The organism is Streptomyces sp. NBC_00483 (assembly GCF_036013745.1).
In the GTDB taxonomy this organism is placed as follows: Bacteria; Actinomycetota; Actinomycetes; order Streptomycetales; family Streptomycetaceae; genus Streptomyces.
The window spans coordinates 9,467,112-9,486,731 of record NZ_CP107880.1; the positions used below are offsets into that span (position 1 = coordinate 9,467,112).

The 19,620-nt window shown below is 71.1% G+C and carries 21 protein-coding genes and 1 pseudogene; 10 read left to right on the forward strand and 12 right to left on the reverse strand.

Translation table 11 applies throughout. The features are described from left to right. Nucleotides 1–92 precede the first annotated feature (92 nt). Nucleotides 93–548, forward strand: a complete 456-nt coding sequence (locus tag OHA73_RS42305) for a tellurite resistance TerB family protein (protein WP_327657997.1) — start codon at nt 93–95, stop codon at nt 546–548. A 24-nt stretch (nt 549–572) separates the two neighbouring features. Here OHA73_RS42305 and OHA73_RS42310 read toward each other — a convergent pair whose 3' ends face one another. Continuing rightward, complete coding sequence (locus tag OHA73_RS42310; protein WP_327657998.1) at nt 573–1,502, reverse strand: M56 family metallopeptidase; 930 nt, start codon at nt 1,500–1,502, stop codon at nt 573–575. A gap of 3 nt (nt 1,503–1,505) precedes the next feature. Beyond that, entirely contained in the window at nt 1,506–1,940 is a 435-nt protein-coding gene (locus OHA73_RS42315; protein ID WP_266724401.1) for a BlaI/MecI/CopY family transcriptional regulator, read from the reverse strand. Nucleotides 1,941–2,218: 278 nt separating this feature from the next. Here OHA73_RS42315 and OHA73_RS42320 point away from each other — a divergent pair, with 278 nt between their 5' ends. The 5 genes from OHA73_RS42320 (at nt 2,219) to OHA73_RS42340 (ending at nt 6,838) form a co-directional block, all read left to right on the forward strand. Next, nucleotides 2,219–3,568, forward strand: a complete 1,350-nt coding sequence (locus OHA73_RS42320) for a hemolysin family protein (RefSeq protein ID WP_327658631.1) — start codon at nt 2,219–2,221, stop codon at nt 3,566–3,568. After that, nucleotides 3,565–4,587 (forward strand): hemolysin family protein, encoded by a 1,023-nt coding sequence (locus OHA73_RS42325; RefSeq protein WP_327657999.1) that lies wholly within the window; start codon nt 3,565–3,567, stop codon nt 4,585–4,587. The genes OHA73_RS42320 and OHA73_RS42325 overlap by 4 nt, the downstream gene beginning before the upstream one ends. Before the next feature lie 112 nt (nt 4,588–4,699). Next, entirely contained in the window at nt 4,700–4,963 is a 264-nt protein-coding gene (locus OHA73_RS42330; RefSeq protein WP_266724405.1) for a GlsB/YeaQ/YmgE family stress response membrane protein, read from the forward strand. 142 nt (nt 4,964–5,105) lie between these two features. After that, nucleotides 5,106–5,915 carry an SAM-dependent methyltransferase gene (locus OHA73_RS42335; protein WP_327658000.1) on the forward strand — a complete coding sequence of 270 codons (810 nt, stop codon included), beginning with the start codon at nt 5,106–5,108 and terminating at the stop codon, nt 5,913–5,915. A 95-nt stretch (nt 5,916–6,010) separates the two neighbouring features. Further along, nucleotides 6,011–6,838, forward strand: a complete 828-nt coding sequence (locus OHA73_RS42340) for a PaaX family transcriptional regulator (protein WP_327658001.1) — start codon at nt 6,011–6,013, stop codon at nt 6,836–6,838. Here the strand turns inward: OHA73_RS42340 and OHA73_RS42345 are convergent. From OHA73_RS42345 to boxC, 4 genes are read right to left on the reverse strand one after another with little or no spacing between them, the layout of a single operon-like run. Next, nucleotides 6,822–7,679 (reverse strand): amidohydrolase family protein, encoded by an 858-nt coding sequence (locus OHA73_RS42345; RefSeq protein ID WP_266724410.1) that lies wholly within the window; start codon nt 7,677–7,679, stop codon nt 6,822–6,824. The genes OHA73_RS42340 and OHA73_RS42345 overlap by 17 nt on opposite strands. Next, complete coding sequence (locus tag OHA73_RS42350; RefSeq protein WP_327658002.1) at nt 7,679–9,253, reverse strand: benzoate-CoA ligase family protein; 1,575 nt, start codon at nt 9,251–9,253, stop codon at nt 7,679–7,681. The genes OHA73_RS42345 and OHA73_RS42350 overlap by 1 nt, the downstream gene beginning before the upstream one ends. A 33-nt stretch (nt 9,254–9,286) precedes the next feature. Next, a complete protein-coding gene (gene boxB / locus OHA73_RS42355; RefSeq protein WP_327658003.1) occupies nt 9,287–10,705 on the reverse strand; it encodes a benzoyl-CoA 2,3-epoxidase subunit BoxB in 1,419 nt (472 codons plus the stop codon). A gap of 2 nt (nt 10,706–10,707) precedes the next feature. After that, on the reverse strand, nt 10,708–12,369 hold the full coding sequence (boxC, locus tag OHA73_RS42360) for a 2,3-epoxybenzoyl-CoA dihydrolase (RefSeq protein ID WP_327658004.1): 1,662 nt from the start codon (nt 12,367–12,369) through the stop codon (nt 10,708–10,710). Nucleotides 12,370–12,512: 143 nt separating this feature from the next. On the opposite strand from boxC, the gene OHA73_RS42365 reads away from it, so the two are divergent. Further along, nucleotides 12,513–13,886 carry an NAD-dependent succinate-semialdehyde dehydrogenase gene (locus OHA73_RS42365; RefSeq protein ID WP_327658005.1) on the forward strand — a complete coding sequence of 458 codons (1,374 nt, stop codon included), beginning with the start codon at nt 12,513–12,515 and terminating at the stop codon, nt 13,884–13,886. Nucleotides 13,887–13,939: 53 nt separating this feature from the next. Here OHA73_RS42365 and OHA73_RS42370 read toward each other — a convergent pair whose 3' ends face one another. The 3 genes from OHA73_RS42370 to OHA73_RS42380 all read right to left on the reverse strand — a co-directional run bounded on the left by OHA73_RS42370 (nt 13,940) and on the right by OHA73_RS42380 (nt 15,591). Then, nucleotides 13,940–14,323 (reverse strand): VOC family protein, encoded by a 384-nt coding sequence (locus tag OHA73_RS42370; RefSeq protein ID WP_266724416.1) that lies wholly within the window; start codon nt 14,321–14,323, stop codon nt 13,940–13,942. A gap of 64 nt (nt 14,324–14,387) precedes the next feature. Further along, complete coding sequence (locus OHA73_RS42375; protein WP_266724418.1) at nt 14,388–14,516, reverse strand: hypothetical protein; 129 nt, start codon at nt 14,514–14,516, stop codon at nt 14,388–14,390. 103 nt (nt 14,517–14,619) lie between these two features. After that, a complete protein-coding gene (locus OHA73_RS42380; protein ID WP_266724420.1) occupies nt 14,620–15,591 on the reverse strand; it encodes a lysylphosphatidylglycerol synthase transmembrane domain-containing protein in 972 nt (323 codons plus the stop codon). A 212-nt stretch (nt 15,592–15,803) separates the two neighbouring features. Here OHA73_RS42380 and crcB (OHA73_RS42385) point away from each other — a divergent pair, with 212 nt between their 5' ends. Further along, entirely contained in the window at nt 15,804–16,268 is a 465-nt protein-coding gene (gene crcB / locus OHA73_RS42385; protein ID WP_266724422.1) for a fluoride efflux transporter CrcB, read from the forward strand. A 28-nt stretch (nt 16,269–16,296) separates the two neighbouring features. Further along, the gene (gene crcB, locus OHA73_RS42390; RefSeq protein ID WP_266724423.1) at nt 16,297–16,671 is read left to right on the forward strand and encodes a fluoride efflux transporter CrcB; all 375 of its coding nucleotides are present in this window, start codon (nt 16,297–16,299) and stop codon (nt 16,669–16,671) included. A gap of 23 nt (nt 16,672–16,694) precedes the next feature. Here crcB (OHA73_RS42390) and OHA73_RS42395 read toward each other — a convergent pair whose 3' ends face one another. Continuing rightward, nucleotides 16,695–16,880 carry a DUF5999 family protein gene (locus OHA73_RS42395; protein ID WP_266724424.1) on the reverse strand — a complete coding sequence of 62 codons (186 nt, stop codon included), beginning with the start codon at nt 16,878–16,880 and terminating at the stop codon, nt 16,695–16,697. Nucleotides 16,881–17,094: 214 nt separating this feature from the next. On the opposite strand from OHA73_RS42395, the pseudogene OHA73_RS42400 reads away from it, so the two are divergent. After that, a pseudogene (locus tag OHA73_RS42400) lies at nt 17,095–17,267 on the forward strand (potassium-transporting ATPase subunit C); the annotation flags it as partial. Between the two features lie 21 nt (nt 17,268–17,288). Here OHA73_RS42400 and OHA73_RS42405 read toward each other — a convergent pair. Both OHA73_RS42405 and OHA73_RS42410 read right to left on the reverse strand, forming a co-directional pair. Next, nucleotides 17,289–18,731 (reverse strand): SLC13 family permease, encoded by a 1,443-nt coding sequence (locus OHA73_RS42405; RefSeq protein ID WP_327658006.1) that lies wholly within the window; start codon nt 18,729–18,731, stop codon nt 17,289–17,291. A gap of 125 nt (nt 18,732–18,856) precedes the next feature. Then, a complete protein-coding gene (locus tag OHA73_RS42410; protein WP_327658007.1) occupies nt 18,857–19,597 on the reverse strand; it encodes an IclR family transcriptional regulator in 741 nt (246 codons plus the stop codon). Between the last annotated feature and the right edge of the window lie 23 nt (nt 19,598–19,620).

Genomic DNA, 19,620 nt, shown 5'->3' on the forward strand with positions numbered 1-19,620 from the left:
AACTTTCCCGGGTCTTCGCCAGTTTCTACAGTGCTGTAGAAGTATGAGCGCGCGAACAGCGCACGTATGAGATCTCAATCCGAGGAGTGCCCGTGGCCCTGTGGGACCGCATCAAGGAATCCGCGTCGACGATGCAGACGCAGTTGGTGGCGAAGAAGAACGACCTGAAGTCCGGGGCCTTCCGGGATGCCTCCATGGCGATGTGTGCGCTGGTGGCCGCGGCCGACGGCACCATCGACGCCTCGGAGCGCCGCCGCGTCGCGCAGCTCATCATGGGCAACGAGGTGCTGCAGAACTTCGACGCCACGGACCTTCAGAAGCGCTTCGAGGCGAACCTCGACAAGCTGACGGCCGACTTCGACTTCGGCAAGGTCAGCGTGTTGCAGGAGGTCGCCAAGGCGAAGAAGAAGGAGGCCGAGGCGCGCGCCGTGATCCAGATCGGCATCGTCATCGGCGGTGCGGACGGCGACTTCGACCCGACCGAGCGGGGCGTCGTGCGCGAGGCGTGCCAGATGCTCGGCCTGGCGCCGACCGAGTTCGACCTCTAGTCGCCGGCGCCGGGTCCCTCGATGTCAGAGCGGTGTGGCCGCGTGGAGCGTGGCCGCCAGGGTGAGCGCGGAGTTGGCGGACGACATGGCGGACGCCGCCGCGCCGAATCCCGCCGTCCACGTGGCGAGCCCCACGGACGTGAACGCCGTGGCCCGGCCCTGGACGGTGGGCGGCGGCGCGAGCAGTGCGGCGACGCGGCGGGGCAGCGGGCCGGGAGCGGCGAACGCCGCGAAGAGCGGCTCGCGCGGCCCGCCCGCCAGGGCCGCCTTGCCGATGGCGCGGGCGACCACCTTGCGGTCACCCACCAGCGCGGCCGCCTCCTCGTCCGCCCACCGCTCGGCCGTGTACGCGACGGCCGAACTCAGCGGACGCAGAAAGGGGTTGGCGCGGGCGGCCAGGCGCACGGTCAGGAGTTGACGGTGGTGCCGGGCCGTCAGATGGGCCCGCTCGTGGGCGAACAGGGCCCGCCGCTCCGCGGGCGCGAGCCGATCGAGCAGCGAGGTGCTGACGACGATCCGGCCGCGACCACCACCGGGCAGCGCATAGGCGTACGCCTGGGGGTCGGGCAGCACCGCGACCTGGGTGGCGGGCAGGCCCGCGAGCGCGGCGTGGGCGCGGCGGCGCAGCGTGAAGTGGCGCCAGAGCGTGCGGGTGCAGGCCGCGACGACGGCGAGCAGCGCCGGAATGGCAGCCTTGCCCGCGATCTCGTCCTGCGGCACGGCGGCCCGCACCTCGGGATCCGACCAGCCGTCCGGCAGCGGATTGCCCGGCAGCTGCGCGGTGCCGACCACCATCAACAGGGCGAGGCACACCGTGCTGCACACCGCCATCACGGCGGCCACGCAGGTCAGGAGCCGGGTCGCGGTGCGCGGATGCAGCCGGTGCGCGGCGAGCCGGGCCACCGGCCACGCCGTCAGTGGCAGCACCAGCGGCAGAAAGACGAAGATGCCCACGGCTCAGCCCGTTCCTTCCTCGTCGCCGACCGCCGGGGCTGCTCCCGAGCCTGCGTCCGTGTCCGCTTCAGCGCGCCGCAGCAGATCCCGCAGCAGCCGCTCGTCGCCCTCGGGCAGCGAGGTGACGAAGCTGGCCAGGACCGCCTCCCGGTCCGCCTCGGCGTCCAGCACCTTGCGCATCTTGAACGCGGCGAGCCCGGCCTCGTCGGCCACGGGCGTCCACACGAACGAGCGCCCCTCGCGCCGCCGGGTGACCGCGTCCTTGGCCTGAAGCCGCGCCAGGATCGTCACCACGGTGGTGTACGCGAGGTCGCCGCCCATCCGGTCGCGCACCCACCCGGCGCTCACCGGGGCCTCGGCCGTGCGCAGTGCGGCCAGGACCTGCGCCTCCAGCTCGCCCTGGGCGCGTCGTGGGGTCCTGTGGCGGGACGTCGTCACCGGCTCCTCCTGGTGGCTGGGTGTACGGGCCGGTCCATCATCCCTGTTCGCCCCCGAGTGCCCGGCAGGAGGTGCGGTGGCGCCGCGTACGGGCCCGTCGGAGAGTGGTCGGGAACGCCGGCGCCGGGCCGGGCGTTGTCGTAGCGAAGGCAAATGGAAAGTAAAATTCGAAGGAGTAGCCGGTTGTCCGCCAGACCGACGGACCCAGCGGGGCACAGTCCCCGACCACCCCGCCCCTTGATCGATGAGCACGGCACGCGGCGAGGTGGTGGCAGGTGCTGAGTGCCGTGCTCGGCCTCCTCGCGGTCCTCGTCCTGACCGCAGGGACCGGCTATTTCGTGGCCCAGGAATTCGCGTACGTCGCGGCGGACCGTCTCGCGCTCGCCCGCGACGCCGAGGCGGGGGACAAGCGGGCGGCCAAGGCCCTCAAGGTTCTCGAGCGGCTGTCCTTCATGCTGTCCGGTGCCCAGCTCGGCATCACGGTCACCGGCCTGGTCGTCGGCTTCCTCGCCGAGCCGTCCGTCTCGGCCCTGCTGCGCCCGGCCCTGGACGGCATCGGTATCCCGGCCGCCGCGGTGACCGGCATCTCGGTGGTCCTGGCCTTCGTCCTGGCCACGGTCGTCCAGATGGTGCTGGGCGAGCTGGCCCCGAAGAACCTCGCCCTCGCCGTCCCCGAACGCCTGGCCAAGTCCCTCGCCGGGTCCACACTCGGCTACCTGAAGGTCGTCGGCCCCGTCGTGCACCTCTTCGACAGCGCCGCGAACAAACTGCTGCGCAAGGTCGGCATCGAACCCGTCGAGGAACTGCACCACGGCGCCACCCTGGAGGAACTCAGCCATCTCATCGGCGAGTCACATCAGCAGGGCGAGCTGCCCCGCGAGACCGCCACCCTCCTCGACCACGCCCTGGAGTTCAACGAGCGGACCCTGGACCAGGTGATGGTGCCGCGCGCCGACGCGGTCTTCGTCCGCAAGGAGGCCACGGCCGACGACGCGATCGAGCTGATCGCCAAGCACGGCCACTCGAACTACCCGGTCATGGGCGACCACCCCGACGACGTCACCGGCGTCCTCGGCGTGCGCGAACTGATGCGGCTCCCGCAGTCCGCGTACGCGAGCACCCCGGCGGGGACCCTGGCCCGCCGGCCCCTTCTGCTGCCGGACATGCTCCAGCTCCCCGCCGCGGTCGACCGGATGCGGGAGGCCGACGACGAGTTCGCGGTCGTCCTCGACGAGCACGGCGGCGTGGCGGGAGTCGTCACGTACGAGGACATCGCCGAGGAGCTGGTCGGTGACATCGCCGACGAGACCGACCGCGAGACACAACTGGCTGTCCAGGACCCGGACGGCACGGGCTGGGTGATCGACGCGGGCCGCCGCATCGACGAGATCGCCGAGGCCACGGGCGTCGAGCTGCCCGAGGAGGAGGGCTACGACACCGTGGCGGGCCTGATCGTGGACCGCCTCGGCCGCTTCCCCGCGATCGGCGACCGGGTCACGATCGACCTGGCCGGCGACGGCGAGCACGCCGTCATCGACGTCCGCACCCTCGACCGCCACGTACCCGAACTCGTCCACCTGGCCCGCGAGTCCGCCGCTGCCGACACCGAGGAGGAGCCGCGCCCATGAGCTTCCCCATGGCCCTCTTCATCACGGTCCTGCTGCTGATCGGCAGCGGATTCTTCGTGGCCGCCGAGTTCGCGCTGGTCGCCGCCAAACGGCATCGCATGGAGCAAGCGGTGGCGTCCGGCGCCCGCGGCGCCAAGGCGGCGCTCGCCGGCATGCGGGAACTGTCGCTGATGCTCGCGGGCGCCCAACTCGGCATCACCATCTGCACGTTGGGACTCGGCTCGATCTCCAAGCCCGCCATCTCGCACGAGCTGGACCCGCTGCTGCACGGCTGGGGCCTGCCCAGCGGTCTCAGCTACGGCGTCTCCTTCGCCTTCGCGATGATCGTCGTGGTGTTCCTGCACATGGTCGTCGGCGAGATGGCGCACAAGTCCTGGGCGATCGCCCATCCCGAGCGCTCGGCGATGCTGCTGGCCCCGCCGTTCCGCGCCGTGGTCAAGGTGGTCCGCCCGCTGATCAGCGTCCTCAACATGGTGAGCAACGCGCTGGTACGGATGTGCCGCGTCACCCCGCGCGACGAACTCGCCGAGGTCCACAACCGGGAGCAGCTCACGCACCTCGTCGCGGAGTCCGAGCGGCTCGGCCTGATCAGCAAGGACGACTCGGAGCTGATCACCAGCTCCCTGGTCGAACCGCTCACCCCCGTCGGCGAACTCCAGACCCCCGCCGCGCGGATCACCTCCGTCCCCGCGGACGCGGACCTCGACGCGATCCTCGCCACGGCGGCGGCGCGCGACCGCAGCCGCCTCCTCGTCCGCGCGGGGGACCGGGTCGTCGGCTCCGTGCACGCCCGCGACGCGCTGATCGCCCGCAGTCGGGGGCGCGCCACCACCGCGGGTGAACTGGCGCGCCCGGTACCGGAGTTGCTGGCCACCGACACGGTCGGCCAGGCCATCGAACAGCTCCGCAACCGCCGGGCCTCGCTCGCCGTCGTCCGCGACGACACCGGCCGGCTGACCGGCCTCGTCGCCCTCGACGACCTGCTGGCCCGCCTCACCCACCCGCAGGCGGCCGCCTAGCGCTCAACCGTTGCCGGGGGGACTGCGTCCCCCATGTCGGGGAACACGTAAATCGACATTCGACAGCTGTGTCGAAATGTCGAAGTGTCGGATCAAGGGGAGGAAGACAGGCATGGAGATCTCCGGCATCTTCACCGCGATCGTCATCGGCATCGTGATCGGTGTGCTGGGCCGGCTGGCCATTCCGGGCCGCCAACGCATCGGCATCCTGTGGACGCTGCTGGTCGGCATCGCCGCGGCGCTCATCGGAACCGGCCTCGCCGGCGCGTTCGACGTCGCCGAGACCGACGGCATCGACTGGATCGAACTCGCCATGCAGATCGGCCTCGCCGCGGTCGGCGTCGCGGGCGTGGAGAGGCTCAAGGGGCGGCGCTGAGCCGAGCGACGGGGCGCCTGGGGCCTGATCCGAACGGCGGGCCCCAGGCCGGGAGCAACCTCGGTAAACGGCAACGAAGTTGATCGACCGTACCTAGGTTGGTCCTCGCCCCGATTCGCACTGTTTGAAGGAGCCTGCCGGCATGCCCGACTCCGCGCCCCGTGACCCCGCCGCCGACCCACTGCGGACGGACGTCTCCCACTCCGCCCGGATCTGGAACTACTGGCTGGGCGGCAAGGACCACTACGAGGTCGACGCCGAGGTCGGCGGGCAGATCCTGGCCTTCGTGCCGGAGCTGCCCCGCTCGGCCGTCGCCGACCGGCGCTTCCTGGCCCGCGCCGTGCGCTACCTGGCCGGCGAGGCCGGAATCCGGCAGTTCCTGGACATCGGCACCGGACTGCCGGTCGCGAACAACACCCACGAGGTCGCGCAGGGCGTCGATCCGAGCTGCCGGATCGTCTACGTCGACAAGGACCCGGTCGTCCTCGACCACGCTCAGGCCCTGCTCACCAGCGCGCCCGAGGGGGCCACGGACTACATCGAGGCGGACGCGCGGGACCCGGAGGCGATCCTGCGGGGCGCCGCGGCCACCCTGGACCTGGACCAGCCGATCGCGATCACCATGCTCGGCGTCCTCAACTTCGTCATGGACACCGACGAGGCGGTCGACATCGTGCGCCGCCTTCTCGACGCCGCCGCACCCGGCAGCCACCTCGTCGTCTCGCACCCCACCACCGAGGTCGACGGCGAGGCCATGGTGGCGGCGGTCGAGCACTGGAACAGCCAGGGCTCGGCTCCCATGACACTGCGCACCCGTGAGGACCTCGGGCGCATCTTCAGCGGCGTGGAACTGCTCCCTCCGGGCATCGTCTCCTGCTCCCGGTGGCGCCCCGAGCCCGCGGACGGGGACGTCGAGGTCACCCACTTCGCGGGTGTCGGCGTCAAGCGTTGAGGGTTCCTCGACACTCTACGAAAGTGTGGTGCCACGCCATCATCCTGTAGCAGGAGTCGGCTACCCTGGGGCAACGCCCAGTGGAGGAGCCCGGATTGACCAGGCCGACCGGATCGGGGAGCGCGCGCTCCCTCCTGCTCACCGTGCTCGGTGAGTACGTACTGCCACGGGACGCCCCCGTCTGGACCTCGGCGCTGTTGCACGTGATGGACGGCCTCGGCGTCGAGGAGAAGGCGGCCCGCCAGGCCCTGAACCGGCTGTCGGCGAGCGGCCTCGTCACCGCCGAGCGGTCCGGGCGGCGGGTGCGCTGGGTGCTGACCGAGCACGGCAGGACGGTGCTGGGCGAGGGCGCGGAGCGCATCTACTCCTTCGGCCGGGCGCGGGCGCGCTGGGACGGCCGCTGGCTGGTGCTCCTTGTGAGCGTCCCGGAGAGCAGGCGTGAACTGCGCCACCGGCTGCGCACCCGCCTGACGTGGGTGGGCCTCGGCAGCCCCGCGCCGGGGCTCTGGGTGGGCCCGCACACCTCACGCGAGGCGGAGGCCAAGCAGGTCGTGGAGGAGCTGGGGCTCGGTCCGGAAGTGTCCTCGTTCTGCGGGCCCTTCGCGGGGATCGGGTCCGAGCGGGACATGGTGGAACAGGCGTGGCGGCTCGGCGATCTCGCCACGGAGTACGAGGAGTTCGTCCGCGCCTTCGCCGGCATGCGGGCCGAACCCGGTACGGACACCCTCCTCGCGCAGATCCGGCTCGTCGACGCATGGCGCCGCTTCCCGGCCCTCGACCCGCAACTACCCCTGGAATTGCTGCCCCCGCACTGGATCGGCGCCCGCTCCGCGAACCTCTTCACCGAGCTGCACGAGCGCTGGCACGCGGACGCGCAGGCGGAGTGGGACCGGCTGACCGCCCCGGTCACGCCGCCGGCTTGAGCCGGTACACCTGCGCCGCGTTCCCCGCCAGGACCAGGCCCGTGGTCGTCTCGTCCGGGCACAGGGCCGCCACCGCGCGGGCGTTCTTCGCGATGCCCGGCACCCCCGGCCAGTCGGTGCCGAAGATCATGCGGCGGGTGAGGCGGGACCAGTCGTGCTTGGCGTAGTACGTGCGCAGGCGGGACGGCGGGAGGCCCGAGAGTTCGATCCACACGTGCTCGTTGGACAGCGCCATGAAGGCCGCCGCGTCGTACCACCAGCCGCGCCCGCCGTGCGCGAGCGCCACGTCGAGCCGCCGGAAGTCACGCAGCACGTCGTCCAGGAACAGCGGGTCGGCGTACTTGTTGAGGGCGCCGGGGAACGTGCTCGTGCCGCAGTGCACGACGAGCGGGATGCCGGCCGACTGGCAGAGCTCGTACGCGGGGTAGAGGCGCCGGTCGTTGGCGGCGACGCCCGCGTGCACGGGATGCAGCTTGCAGGCGACCGCGCCCAGGTCGAGCTGGCGCTGGAGCTCCTCCTCGATGGGGTAGTGCAGGTGCGGGTTGATGTTGGCGATCGCCTTGGCCCTCGACGGGTCGTAGGCCGTGATCGGAAGCAGGTCCTCCACCGGCTGGACACCGGTCGCCCGCGGGCTGTACTCCGACAGCAGCAGCGCGATGTCGACGCCCTCCGAGACGAGATGGCGGTGGAACGCCTCGGGGCTCACCGTGTCGCCGTCGTAGATGCGGGCGAGGAGATCGTGGTCGGCGACGCCCTGCGTCCACTCCTCGTACGTGGGTTTCAGCGTGGACAGCCGTGCCGGGTGGAGGTGGACGTCGATCAGCGGGTGGCCGTCCAGCATCAGGTCTCCTCGTGCTGTTCTCGGGAAGCGGTCACATCGTCGGCCGCGCGGGCCCGTAGCTCCACGCGGCGGATCTTGCCGGTGGCGGTCGTCGGCAGCGCCTCGGTGAACAGCACGTGCCGGGGCCGCTTGAACGAGGGCAGCCCGGTGCGGCAGTACGCGATGAGTGCGCCTGCGGTGACGTCCTGTCCCGGTGACGTGACGACGTACGCGATCGGCTTCTCCAGGCCGTCCGTGTCCGTCGCCGCGACCACCGCGGCCTGGGCGACGGCGGGGTGTTCCAGCAGGCGCGCCTCGACCTCGGCGGGGGACACCCAGATTCCGCCGGCCTTGAGCATGTCCCCGGTGCGGCCGAGGCACGTGAAGTAGCCGTCCTCGTCGCGTACGTAGGTGTCTCCGGTGCGCAGCCACTCGCCGCGGAACACCTGGCGGGAGTCGTCGTAGCGGCACCAGTAGCCGGTGGCGACGGAGCGGCCGCGGACGTGCAGGGTGCCCGGGGCGCCGGCCGGTGTCTCGCGGTCCTCCTCGTCGAGGACGCGCAGCTCGTAGCCGGGTACCGGGCGGCCCGTCGTGCCCGGGCGGATCGCTCCCGGCGCGTTCGACAGGAAGATGTGCAGCGTCTCGGTCATGCCGATGCCGTCGATGATGTCGACGCCGAAGCGTTCGCTCCAGCGGTGCTGGAGCGCGGCGGGCAGCGGCTCGCCCGCGGAGGCCGCGAGTCTGACGCCCGCGAGCGAGTCGCCGGGGAGGTCGGCGCGCAGCATGTTGGCGAAGAACGTCGGCCCTGCGAAGAACAGCGTCGCGCCGAACTCCCGAGCCCGCGCGGCCAGCAACTCCGGGCGCGAGGGCTCCGGTTCGAGCACGGTCGCCGCCCCCACCGCGAGCGGGAACAGCAGCGAGTTGCCGAGGCCGTACGCGAAGAACGCCTTGGCCGCCGACAGGCAGCGGTCGCCGGCCCTGACGCCGAGGACCCGGGTGGCGTACGTCTCGCAGACCTCGGCGACGGCGCCGTGCCGGTGCATCGCGGCCTTGGGCGAGCCGGTGGTGCCCGAGGTGTAGAGCCAGAAGCCGGGGGAGTCGGCCGTGGTCGCGTATACGTCGGTGTCCGGGGCCGCCGCGGCCAACTCCCGCAGCCGGTGCACCGGGAGGCCGCCCGTGAACGTGACATCGGCCCCGGCGAGCAGCCCTCGCAGCTCCGGAGCGTCCGGCACCGCCTTGTCGGCCACCGCCGCGTACGAGGAGCCGACGGCCAGGAACGCCGCCCGCGCGTCACGCAGCAGCTCCGCGAGGTCACCCGCGTGCAGCATGGTCGACACCGGCACCGGTATCGCACCGACCCGCAGCGCGGCGAGGAAGACGGTGACGAAGTCGGGGGAGTCGGCCATGAACAGCATCACGCGCTGCTCGGGCCGCAGGCCGATCGCGCGCAGGCCGTTCGCCGTGCGGCACACCCGGTCGTGCAGCTCGGCGTAGGTGAACTCGCCCGCGGGGCCGGTCAGCGCGAGGCGGTCGCCGTCCCCGTGGTCGATCCGGCGGTCGAGCAGATAGCGGCACGCGTTGAAGGGTTCGCTCATCGTCGACTCCCCGGTCGTCGGCCTCGGACGTGCTCAGGTCAGGTGCACGTACTCGTAGTCGAACGGTTTGCCGTTGATGCCCTGGCGCGGCGGGGCGATCCAGGAGGCGATCCGGCCGGGCTCGTGCACGGGCCGCATCAGCGAGCGGATGTACGTCTTGTCCACCTCGGTCGGCAGCCAGGCGCCCTTGGCGTCCTCCCACGCGTCGGCGGTGAGGAGCGCCCCGTCGGGCGCCGTCTGGATCGCGGCGAAGGCGCCGACCTGCCGGTTGAACGCGATGTGCGGCAGGTACAGCCGCCGGTCGATCCCGGCCTCTTCGAGCAGACGGTTCCAGCGGTTGAGGCCGCTGTGGCAGTCGCGGATGTACTCGCGGCGCAGATCGGTGTTGAGGCCCACGAGCGCCGCGACCTCCCGCTGCCCGATCGCGCCCTCGACCAGCGCGTCGACCAGGAACGAGTCGTCGGCCAGGGCGTGGTCGTCCCTGCGGCGCTCCTCGCCCCAGCGGCCCTTGAGCCCCGAGGTGTAGTAGTTGGCGACGTTCGTCGACGTCTCCGAGCCGAACAGGTCGAGCGAGACCGAGTAGTGGAAGTTGATGTACTTCTGGATCACGTCGAGCGGGATGCCGCCGCAGCCGGTCAAGTCCTCGGTGTCGTGCTCGCGCATCAGCTCGGCCGTGCGCAGCACCACCCGGTCGATGCCGGTGGTGCCGACGAACATGTGGTGCGCCTCTTCCTTCAGCATGAACTCGCACGTGCGCGACAGCGGGTCGAAGGCCGACTCCTTGAGCGTGCCCAGCTGGTACTTGCCGTCGCGGTCGGTGAAGTACGTGAACATGAAGAAGGACAGCCAGTCGGGCGTCTCCTCGTTGAACGCGCCCAGGATGCGCGGCGATTCTTCGCTGCCGGAGTTGCGATGCAGCAGCTCCTCGGCCTCCTCGCGCCCTTCACGGCCGAAGTAGGCGTGCAGCAGATACACCATCGCCCATAGATGCCGGCCCTCCTCCACGTTCACCTGGAAGAGATTGCGCAGGTCGTAGAGGCTGGGCGCGGTCGCACCGAGGTTGCGCTGCTGCTCGACGCTGGCAGGTTCGGTGTCGCCCTGGATGACGATGAGGCGCTGCAGATCGGCCCGGTACTCGCCGGGCACCTGCTGCCAGGCGGGCTCGCCCCGGTGCGCGCCGAACGCGATACGGCGGTCGGGCTTCGGCTCGGCGAGGAACACACCCCAGCGGTAGTCCCGCATCGCGACGTGCCCGAACTGCGCCCAGCCGTCCCGTCCGACGTCGACCGCGGTGCGCAGATACACGTCGTCGGTGGGGAGGGTGGGGCCCATGGAGTCCCACCAGGTGAGGAAGTTGGGCTGCCAGGACTCCAGGGCCCGCTGGAGCCGGCGGTCCTCGTGCAGATCCACGTTGTTGGGGATCTTGTCCGTGTAGTCGGCGGTGAGCGCCATCGTCACACCCGCTTCCGGTCGAATTCGGCGCGCTGTCCGGTGCCGTACCTGCGCAGGGCCCCTTCGGGGCCCGAGGCATTGGGACGGTTGAAGATCCAGTTCTGCCAGGCGGTGAGTCGCCCGAAAATCTTGGTCTCGAGGGTCTCGGGGCCCGCGAAGCGCAGGTTCGCCTCAAGTCCGGTCAGGGCGTCGGGGCTGAACCCGGCCCGCTCCTCCAGCGAGATCCGCACCTCCTCGGCCCAGTCGATGTCGTCGGGGGCGAAGGTGACCAGGCCGATCCGCTCGGCCTCCTCGGCTTCCAGCGGTCGGCCCGCTGCCTCCTGCGCCGCGGCCAACGCGGGAGCGTCACCGAGGAACCGGGTCTCAAGGCGGCTCAGCCCGTTGCTCATGGGGAGCGGTCCGAGGTTCAGCGGTCCGACGACGAGCGCGGCCGGATCGGCGGCCGGGTCGATCTCCTCGAAGACTCCGGCCAGTTGGAAGGACCGGTCGGCCGCGAGGGCGGTCTCCAGGAGCGTCCCGGCGAAGCAACTCCCGGGCTCGATCAGGGCGATGAGGCTGCGGCTGCTCAGGTCGAGGCGCTTCAGCGTGCGCTTGAGGTAGAGGGTGATCTCGCGGGCGAGCCAGTCGTCGCGGTGCGCGAGCAGCAGGGCGTCGTGGTCGAGGACGCGGGAGGCGTTGCCCCGGCTCCGTACGACCCAGGTGCCCAACTCCGGTTCGTTGGTGCGCAGATCGAGGATGAGGTCGTCGAGTTCGCGGGCCAGGGCGAGCGGCCAGCTCGCGTCGCCCTGCCGGTGCAGGGCGGCGAGGTCGGCCGGCGCTTCCTGCGGCGGTCCTTCGAGCGTGATGTCCACGGTGCGCCGGGCGCGGTCGAGGGCCGCGTGCACGTACCGGTACTCGATCCGGTCCTCGGTCCGGGTCTTGTCCAACGGGGTGAGGCGGATTCCCTGGGGTTCGCCCGCCGGGCGGTCGGAGTGGGCGGCGGCCTCGGCCGCGCGGGCGGCGACGGTGTGCTCCCACTCCCTGCGCGGTACGGCCTCGTCGACCAGGCGCCACTGCGCGGCCCGCCGCCCGCCCACGCCCTCCGGCTTCGTGGCGAAGTAGTCGGCGCGGTCCCGGCGGACATGCCGCTTGTCGACGAGCCGGGTCAGACCGCCGGTGCCCGGCAGCACGCCGAGCAGCGGCAGCTCGGGCAGTGACACCGTCGACGAGCGGTCGTCGACGAGCAGGATCCGCTCGCAGGCGAGCGCCAGCTCGTAACCGCCGCCCGATGCCGTGCCGTTGAGGGCGGCGAGGTAGATCTGGCCGGAGTGCGCGGAGGCGTCCTCGATGGCGCCCCGCGTCTCGTTCGTGAACTTGCAGAAGTTCACCTTCCACGCGTGACTCGATCCGGCCAGCATCCGGATGTTCGCCCCGGCGCAGAACACCTTCTCCTTGCCGCTCGTCACCACGACCGCACGCACTTCTGGGTGCTCGAAGCGGAGCCGCTGCACGGCGTCGTACAGCTCGATGTCGACGCCCAGGTCATAGGAGTTGAGCTTGAGTTCGTAGCCCGGAACGAGGCCGCCCTGCTCCGCCACGTCCATGGTGAGCGTGGCGACGGCCTCGTCGACCTTCAGCGACCAGTGGCGGTAGTGCGTCGGGGCGGTCCGGAACTCGACGCGCATGGCGGTCCCCCAGTCCTCGATGAGTCCTCGGATGACACAACACTCCACGCTCGACTGTAGGAGCGTCAATAACCCGTAGTACGTTTCCTGGGGGTGGGCAGGGTCTGGACGGGCGGCGGGAGGCAAAAGGTATGGTCGCGAGCATGACGGCCTACAAAACGGTGAACCCCGCGACCGGCGAGACCCTCAAGGAATTCCCCGAGGCGACCGCAAAGCAGATCGAGACGGCGCTGGCCGACTCCCATGCGGCATACCAGACTTGGCGCAACTCGGACGTGGAGACCCGCTCCGCGGTGCTGCGCCGCGTCGGTGAGATCTACCAGGAGCGCAAGGACGAGCTCGCCGGCATCATCAGCCTGGAGATGGGCAAGCCGCTCGCCCAGGCCAAGGGCGAGATCGACATCGTCACCAGCATCTACGAGTACTACGCCACGCAGGGTCCCGGCTTCCTCGCCGACGAGGAGCTCTCGGTCAGCGGCGGCGGCACCGCCACCGTGCGCACCGCGCCGCTCGGCTCGCTGCTCGGGATCATGCCGTGGAACTTCCCGTACTACCAGGTGGCCCGGTTCGCCGCGCCGAACCTGATGCTCGGCAACACGATCCTGCTCAAGCACGCGCCCAGCTGCCCGCAGGCGGCCCTCGCGATGGAGCAGATCTTCACGGACGCCGGCCTCCCGAGCGGTGCGTACATCAACGTGTTCGCGACCAACGACCAGGTCGCCGACATCATCGCCGACCCGCGCAACCAGGGTGTCTCGCTGACCGGCAGCGAGCGGGCCGGTTCGGCCGTCGCCGAGATCGCGGGCCGCAACCTGAAGAAGTGCGTCCTTGAGCTGGGCGGCTCGGACGCCTTCATCCTCCTGGACACCGACGACGTGGCGAAGACGGCCCGCAAGGCGGCGATGGGCCGGCTCGGCAACGCGGGGCAGGCCTGCAACTCGCCGAAGCGCTTCCTCGTGCAGGAGGGTCTCTACGAGGACTTCGTGCGCGAACTGACCGCGAACGTCGGCGCGGTGCAGGCCGGCGACCCGCTGGAGCCCGGCACCAAGTTCGGCCCGCTGTCCTCGCGCGCCGCCGCCGACCAGCTCCTTGAGCAGATCAAGGACGCTGTCGACAAGGGCGCCACGCTGCACACCGGCGGCGGCCGTGGCGAGGGCCCGGGCGCGTACGTCGAGCCGACCGTGCTGACCGGCATCACGCCCGAGATGCGCGCCTACAAGGAGGAGCTGTTCGGCCCCGTCGCCGTCGTCTACCCGGTGGCCGACGACGACGCCGCCGTCGAGCTGGCCAACAGCTCTCCGTACGGGCTCGGCGGCGCGGTGTGGAGCGGCGACGTCGAGCGCGCCAAGCGGGTCGCCGACCAGCTCGACACCGGCATGGTGTGGATCAACGGCTTCGCGGGCACCCAGGCGGACCTGCCCTTCGGCGGCGTCAAGCGCTCGGGCATCGGCCGTGAGCTGGGCAAGTACGGCATGGCGGAGTTCTCGAACAAGAAGCTGATCCGCGTCCAGGGCTGAGCCCGGAGCGGGCCGGGCACACCCGAGCGGTGGGCCCGGCCCGCCCCTGCGCGTCAGGGGCGGGCGTACGGCGTGGTCATGATCTCCATGTTGTGGCCGTCCGGATCGTCGAAGTAGGCGCCGTGCCCGCCGAACAGGTCGTTGACCCGGCCGGGTTCGGTGTGTCCGGGGTCGGCGTAGTACGTCACCCCGACCGTCTCAAGACGGCCGATCATCGCGTCGAACTCCTCCTCGGGCACGAGGAAGGCGTAGTGCTGGGACTGGATCGGCTCGTCCCGCTTCTCGTAGTAGTCGAGCGTCACGCCGTTGCCGAGATCGACGGGCAGGAACGGCCCGAACGGGGCGCCGACCTTCAGGCCGAGGATCGCGGCGATGAACTCGGCGGACAGGTGCCGGTCGGTCGCGTAGACGGCGGTGTGGTTCAGCTGGACATGCATCAGTGGTGTGAGTCTCCGGTGTCGGGGACCGTGACCCTAATGCGGACGGCCGACAGCGGCAACGCTATTTCCGGCGGCGGAAGAACAGCCACACCCGCGTGACCATGAGGCCGAGGATCACCACGGCCGCCGTGATCTGCAGCCAGCGCGGAACCACGTCGAGGCGGGGCAGGAACAGGGCGAGCGGCGTCATGGGCACCACGCCTCCTCGTGTGCGGCACATCGGGTTCCGAGTCGCGAATGTACCAAGTCGGGTCCCGCACGACCTCGCGCAACGGACCGGCGCCCGGCGGTCGTCAGATCACTTTGCGGCGCACCAGCGCGGCCAGCACCAGAGCGCCGGGCAGCAGCGGCCCCCAGACCGTGAGCAGGCGGAAGCCGACGACCGCGGCGGTCGCCTCGACGACCGGTGACCCCGCGCCGACGAGCGTGAGGGTGAGCGCCGCCTCGACGGACCCGATCCCGCCCGGCGTCGGCAGCACCCCGGCCACCACCGAGGCCGTGAGATACGCGAGGGCGATGTCCAGCGACGGCACCGGCATCTGCAGGGAGCGTGCCACCGCGACCATGACGGTGGCCTGCAACGCGGGAAAGCCGACCGCCCCGCACCACAGGGCCAGCGCGCGGGCGGGCCGGGCGTGCAGGGCGCGGACGTCGGTCAGCGCGGTGGCCAGGAAGCCCCGGACGGCCGCGCGCAGGGGCCGCACCCACCACAGCACCCCCGCCGCGACGGTGACCGCCGCGACGAGCAGCAGCACCGCCAGGCCACCCCGCTCGGCCGACATCAGCCCACCCAGCGGCAGCGCGTCCGGCGAGGCCGCCATCAGCGTGATCAACAGGGCGTATCGGCCGATGGGTTGAGCCAGCGAGTACAGCGCCAGCGCGGCGCAGGCGCGGGTCGAGGGTATTCCGCAGGAGCGCATGAACCGCAAATTCACCACGTGCGCGCCGAGCCCCGCGGGCAGCAGGTGATTGGCGGAACCCGCGGCGACCTGCGAGGCGAACAGCCGCCCCACGGGCAGCGGTTCGAGCACCGCGCCCTGCCGCAGCAGACACACCGGCAGCCAGCACGTGACCGTGACCACGGCGGCGGCCAGCAGCCAGCCGGTATCCGCGCCGCGCAGCTGCGTGAGCCCCGCGGTGAACAGGGGCCAGTTCCAGGCCACCCACCCGGCGACCAGGACGAGCGGAACGAGCGCAAACCATTTCCGTACGGGGAGTCGGCGTCGCAGGGCAGGCCGCAGGACAGGGGGAGGGGGAGTGGCCACGCTTGAGCCGTCCTTTCCGAGCGCGCACAGCGCAAGGCAGGGGAGGGAGCGGAATGGGGCTATTACGGTGATGCCCGTTTTGCCGACATCGTAGTGTCGCGCGTCCGTCAATCTGCGAAATCGTGCGGGCCGGTGCCGATGTGCGAGGACGCACCCCCGTAACGTGTGTGGCTGGTGAGCAGGAGATGTACAGAGGAGAGGCCCGCAGTCCGATGGTGAACGACCCCGTCGATCCGGACGCGGACCCGCATGTTCCCCAACCGCGCACAACCGCCTGGCAGGGGCAGGGCCCCGTCGTCGCCGTGGTCTCGCTCGGCGGCGCGGTCGGCGCGAGCGCCCGCTACGGGGCGAGCCTGCTGTGGCCCACGGCGAGCGGCGCCTTCCCCTGGACGACGCTCGTCGTCAACGCGATCGGCTGCGCCGTGATCGGCGTCTTCATGGTCGTCATCAGCGACGTCTGGGCGGCCCACCGCCTCGTCCGCCCGTTCTTCGGCACCGGCGTCCTCGGCGGCTTCACGACCTTCTCCACGTACGCCGTGGACATCCGGAACCTGATCGTCGAAGGCCATCCGCGCACCGCCCTCGGCTACTTGGCCCTGACCGCGTGCGTGGCGCTCGCGTCGGTATGGGCCGCGGCGGGGCTGACCCGCCGCGCCATCGAGTGGAGGCAGCGGTGACAACCGGCAACACGGACGGGGGCGAGGCGTGAACTGGCTGCTGGTGATCGTGGGCGCGATGGTCGGGGCCCCGCTGCGCTATCTCACCGACCGCACCGTCCAGTCCCGGCACGACACGGTGTTCCCCTGGGGCACGTTCACCGTCAATGTGGCGGGGTCCCTGATCCTCGGCCTGGTCACCGGCGCCGTCGCGGCCGGCGGCGCCTCTTCCCAGGTCCAACTGCTGCTCGGCACCGGCCTGTGCGGGGCGTTGACGACGTACTCCACGTTCTCCTACGAGACTCTGCGCCTGGCCGAGCGCGGGGCGCGCTTCTACGCCGCCGTCAACGTCGTCGCCAGTGTCGCGGCAGGGCTCGGCGCCGCCTTCACGGGCGCGGCGCTCGCGGCCGCCATCTGGGCCTGAGGGAGAGGGGCGGCCGGTCACTCTCAGGCCGCGACGACCAGCCGCTGCACCGGGTACGAGCGGTGCGGGGCCACGACGCCCCCGTCGGGCCGCAGCTCGCCGGTGTCGTCGAAGACGATCGTGCCGTCGCAGCACAGGCTCCAGCCCTGTTCGGGGTGGGCGGCGACGACATGCTCGGGGTGCGGGCACGTGGGGCGGTGGAAACACATGGCGAACCTCCGAGGTCGGCCGGTAGGGCGGTCCTGGAGGGCTGCCCCCGTACATCGACGATGCGCCTGCCGGGCCCCGCGAACCAGGTCCTGGCGCCGAATGTGACAGCTCCCGGACACTCCCGGCACCGTTCCACGACCGCCGCCCGCGCCCTCTCGCCGTAAGAGAGGCGTCAAGGGCGCACACGGCGGCGTATGGGAGCCGTCAACGGGCGAAGAGCTGATCAAGCAGGTCGAGTCCGCCAAGGCCGCCGTCGTCGAGGACAACACCACGGCCACGTACAAGGTGAAGGCCTCCGACATCCCGGCCGGGACCTCGGATTCATGGGCGAGCCGCAGGTCAACGTCCTCGAACTCAACGTCGCACTCAGGCAGTTGACCCGCTGAACGGTCCCGGTCGCCGCGCCGTCACAACTGGCCGGGGATCACGAGGATGACCCACGTCGCGAGCGGGGCGATCACGGTCATGCTCAGGCCCCATGCCATCAGCCGTCGGAAGACGGTGTCCCGCATCTCCTCCGGAGCGCTGGCCACGGTCAGCGCTCCACTGGTGGAGAACGGTGAGGAGTCCACCACGGAGGACGAGATCGCCAGGGCGCTGATCATGCCGATCGCACCGATCTCGCCCCCGGCGAGGAACGGGACGGCCAGCGGGATGAGGGCGCCGAGGATGCCCGTCGTGGACGCGAACGCGGACACCACGCCGCCGATCACGCAGATGAGCAGCGCCGACACCAGGGGCGTGCCGAGGTCGCTGACGCTCTCGCCGGCCCACTTGATGGTGCCCATCTTGTCCATCAGGCTGACGTACATCACGATGCCGCAGACCAGCAGGACGGTGGGCCAGGCGCAGCGTTCGACGGCTCCCTTCGCGGAGGCGGGGGAGACGAGGCACAGGACGGCCGAGACCACGAAGGCCATCAGGCCCACGTCGAGGTCGAAGGCGAGCGAGCCGAGGGCCAGGCTGATCACCCCGAGCACGGTGAGCGCGCGGACGGGGTCGAGGCGGAGGATCTCCTCGGTGTCAGGGGTCGGCGGCCGGGGTTTCGGCGGGGCGGCCGTGGGCGCCGTCAGTTGGCCGCTGGTCGGGGTCTGCGCTGCTTCCGGGCCGCCCGCCGGAGTCGGCGACGGTACGCGCTCGCCCGCCGGGGCCGGGACCGATGCGGCGGGGGTGCCACCGCCCGTGGTGTCTGCCGGGGCGCCCCCTCCCTCACCCGGCGCACCGGCCGGGACCTCCGCCCGACGGCCCAGCAGCTTGCGGCCGCCGAACAGGAAGAAGACGACCACGCTGAGCGCGAGATTGAAGAGGAACGAGGTCAGGAAGAGCATGCCCTCGCTGCCGGGCAGGTCCTCCCGCTGCACCACGCCGTTGGTGATGGTGCCGAAGATGCTGATCGGCGAGAAGCCGCCGGCGCTGGCACCGTTGATGATGAGCAGGCCCATCAGGATCGGGTTGATCTTGTGCCGCACGGCGAAGCCCATGCCGATGGGCGCCATGATGCCCACCGCACCGGGGACGACCGCGCCGGAGGCCGTCAGGGCCCCCGTGATCAGAAACATCACCCAGGGGATGAGGGCGATTCTGCCGCGCACGGCACGCGTCGAGGCCTGGACGAGCCAGTCCACCGTGCCGTTGTTCTTGGCGATCGCGAACAAAAGTGTGACGCCGACGAGCACCACGAACAGATCGCCGGGAAAGCCGGCAAACAGCTCGTCCGCCGACTCTCCGGCGACGGCCGTGCCGACGACGAACGCGGCGACGATGGCGATGACGCCCATGTGTACCTTGGTGAAGGTTGCAATGACGAACACGAGCACAAGGCCGATGATGGAGATGACTTGATCTGACACGAGGCTTCCTCGCCTTCGGTCGGTGGTCACCACACGTTCAGGACATTCCGGAATCCGGAATCTGGGTCTCGGGTTGGGGCGAGAGTATGGAAGGCGTCTGATGGGACGTCAAGACACCTTGCACATCAGGAGATTCGGGCGCTGATGGTGCGCGCCGCCTCCTGCACCAGGCCGCCGAAGGCGGCGGCCGCGTCCTCCGTCATCCGGCTCGTCGGCACATTGACACTCACGCTGGCCACCGGCAGGCCCCCCGCCCCGAGTACGGCCGAGGCTACCGCCGAGACATCCGCGCGCCACTCGCCCGAGTTCGTCGCGTAGCCCCGCGCCCTGATCTCCCGTACCTCCGCCAGGAGTTGCTCCCGGTCGGTGACCGTGGTGCCGGTGTAGCGCGGCAGTCCTTCGTCGAGGTACTGCTCGACCGCGTCGTCGGGGTCGGCGGCGAGCACCGCCTTGCCGTTGGCCGAGGCGTGCATCGGGAGGTCCTGGCCGAGCGGCAGGATGATGCGCACGGCCTTGCTGGTCTGGAGCCGCTCGACCAGCAGTACCCTGCCGCCCTCGCGCACCGCCAAGTGGACCGTCTCGTCGGTCCGTTGGCGCAGCTCCTCCATCACCGGAAGCGCCGCGTCGCGCAGGCCCAGCTCGTCGGTGGCGTGCCGTCCGACGTGCAGCGCCTTGGTGGTCACCACCCAGCGGGTGGGGGTTCCTCCGGCGGGGCGGATCCAGCCCGTGGTGTGCAGCGTGACGAGCGAGCGCTGGACGGAGCTCTTCGGCAGGTCGAGGGCCCTGGCCAGGTCGGCGACGCCGACGGGCTGCATGGCCGCAACTTCCTCCAGTGCCCGCAGGGTGTTGGCCACGTTCTGCATCATCGCGAGTCCTCACGCATCCGTTG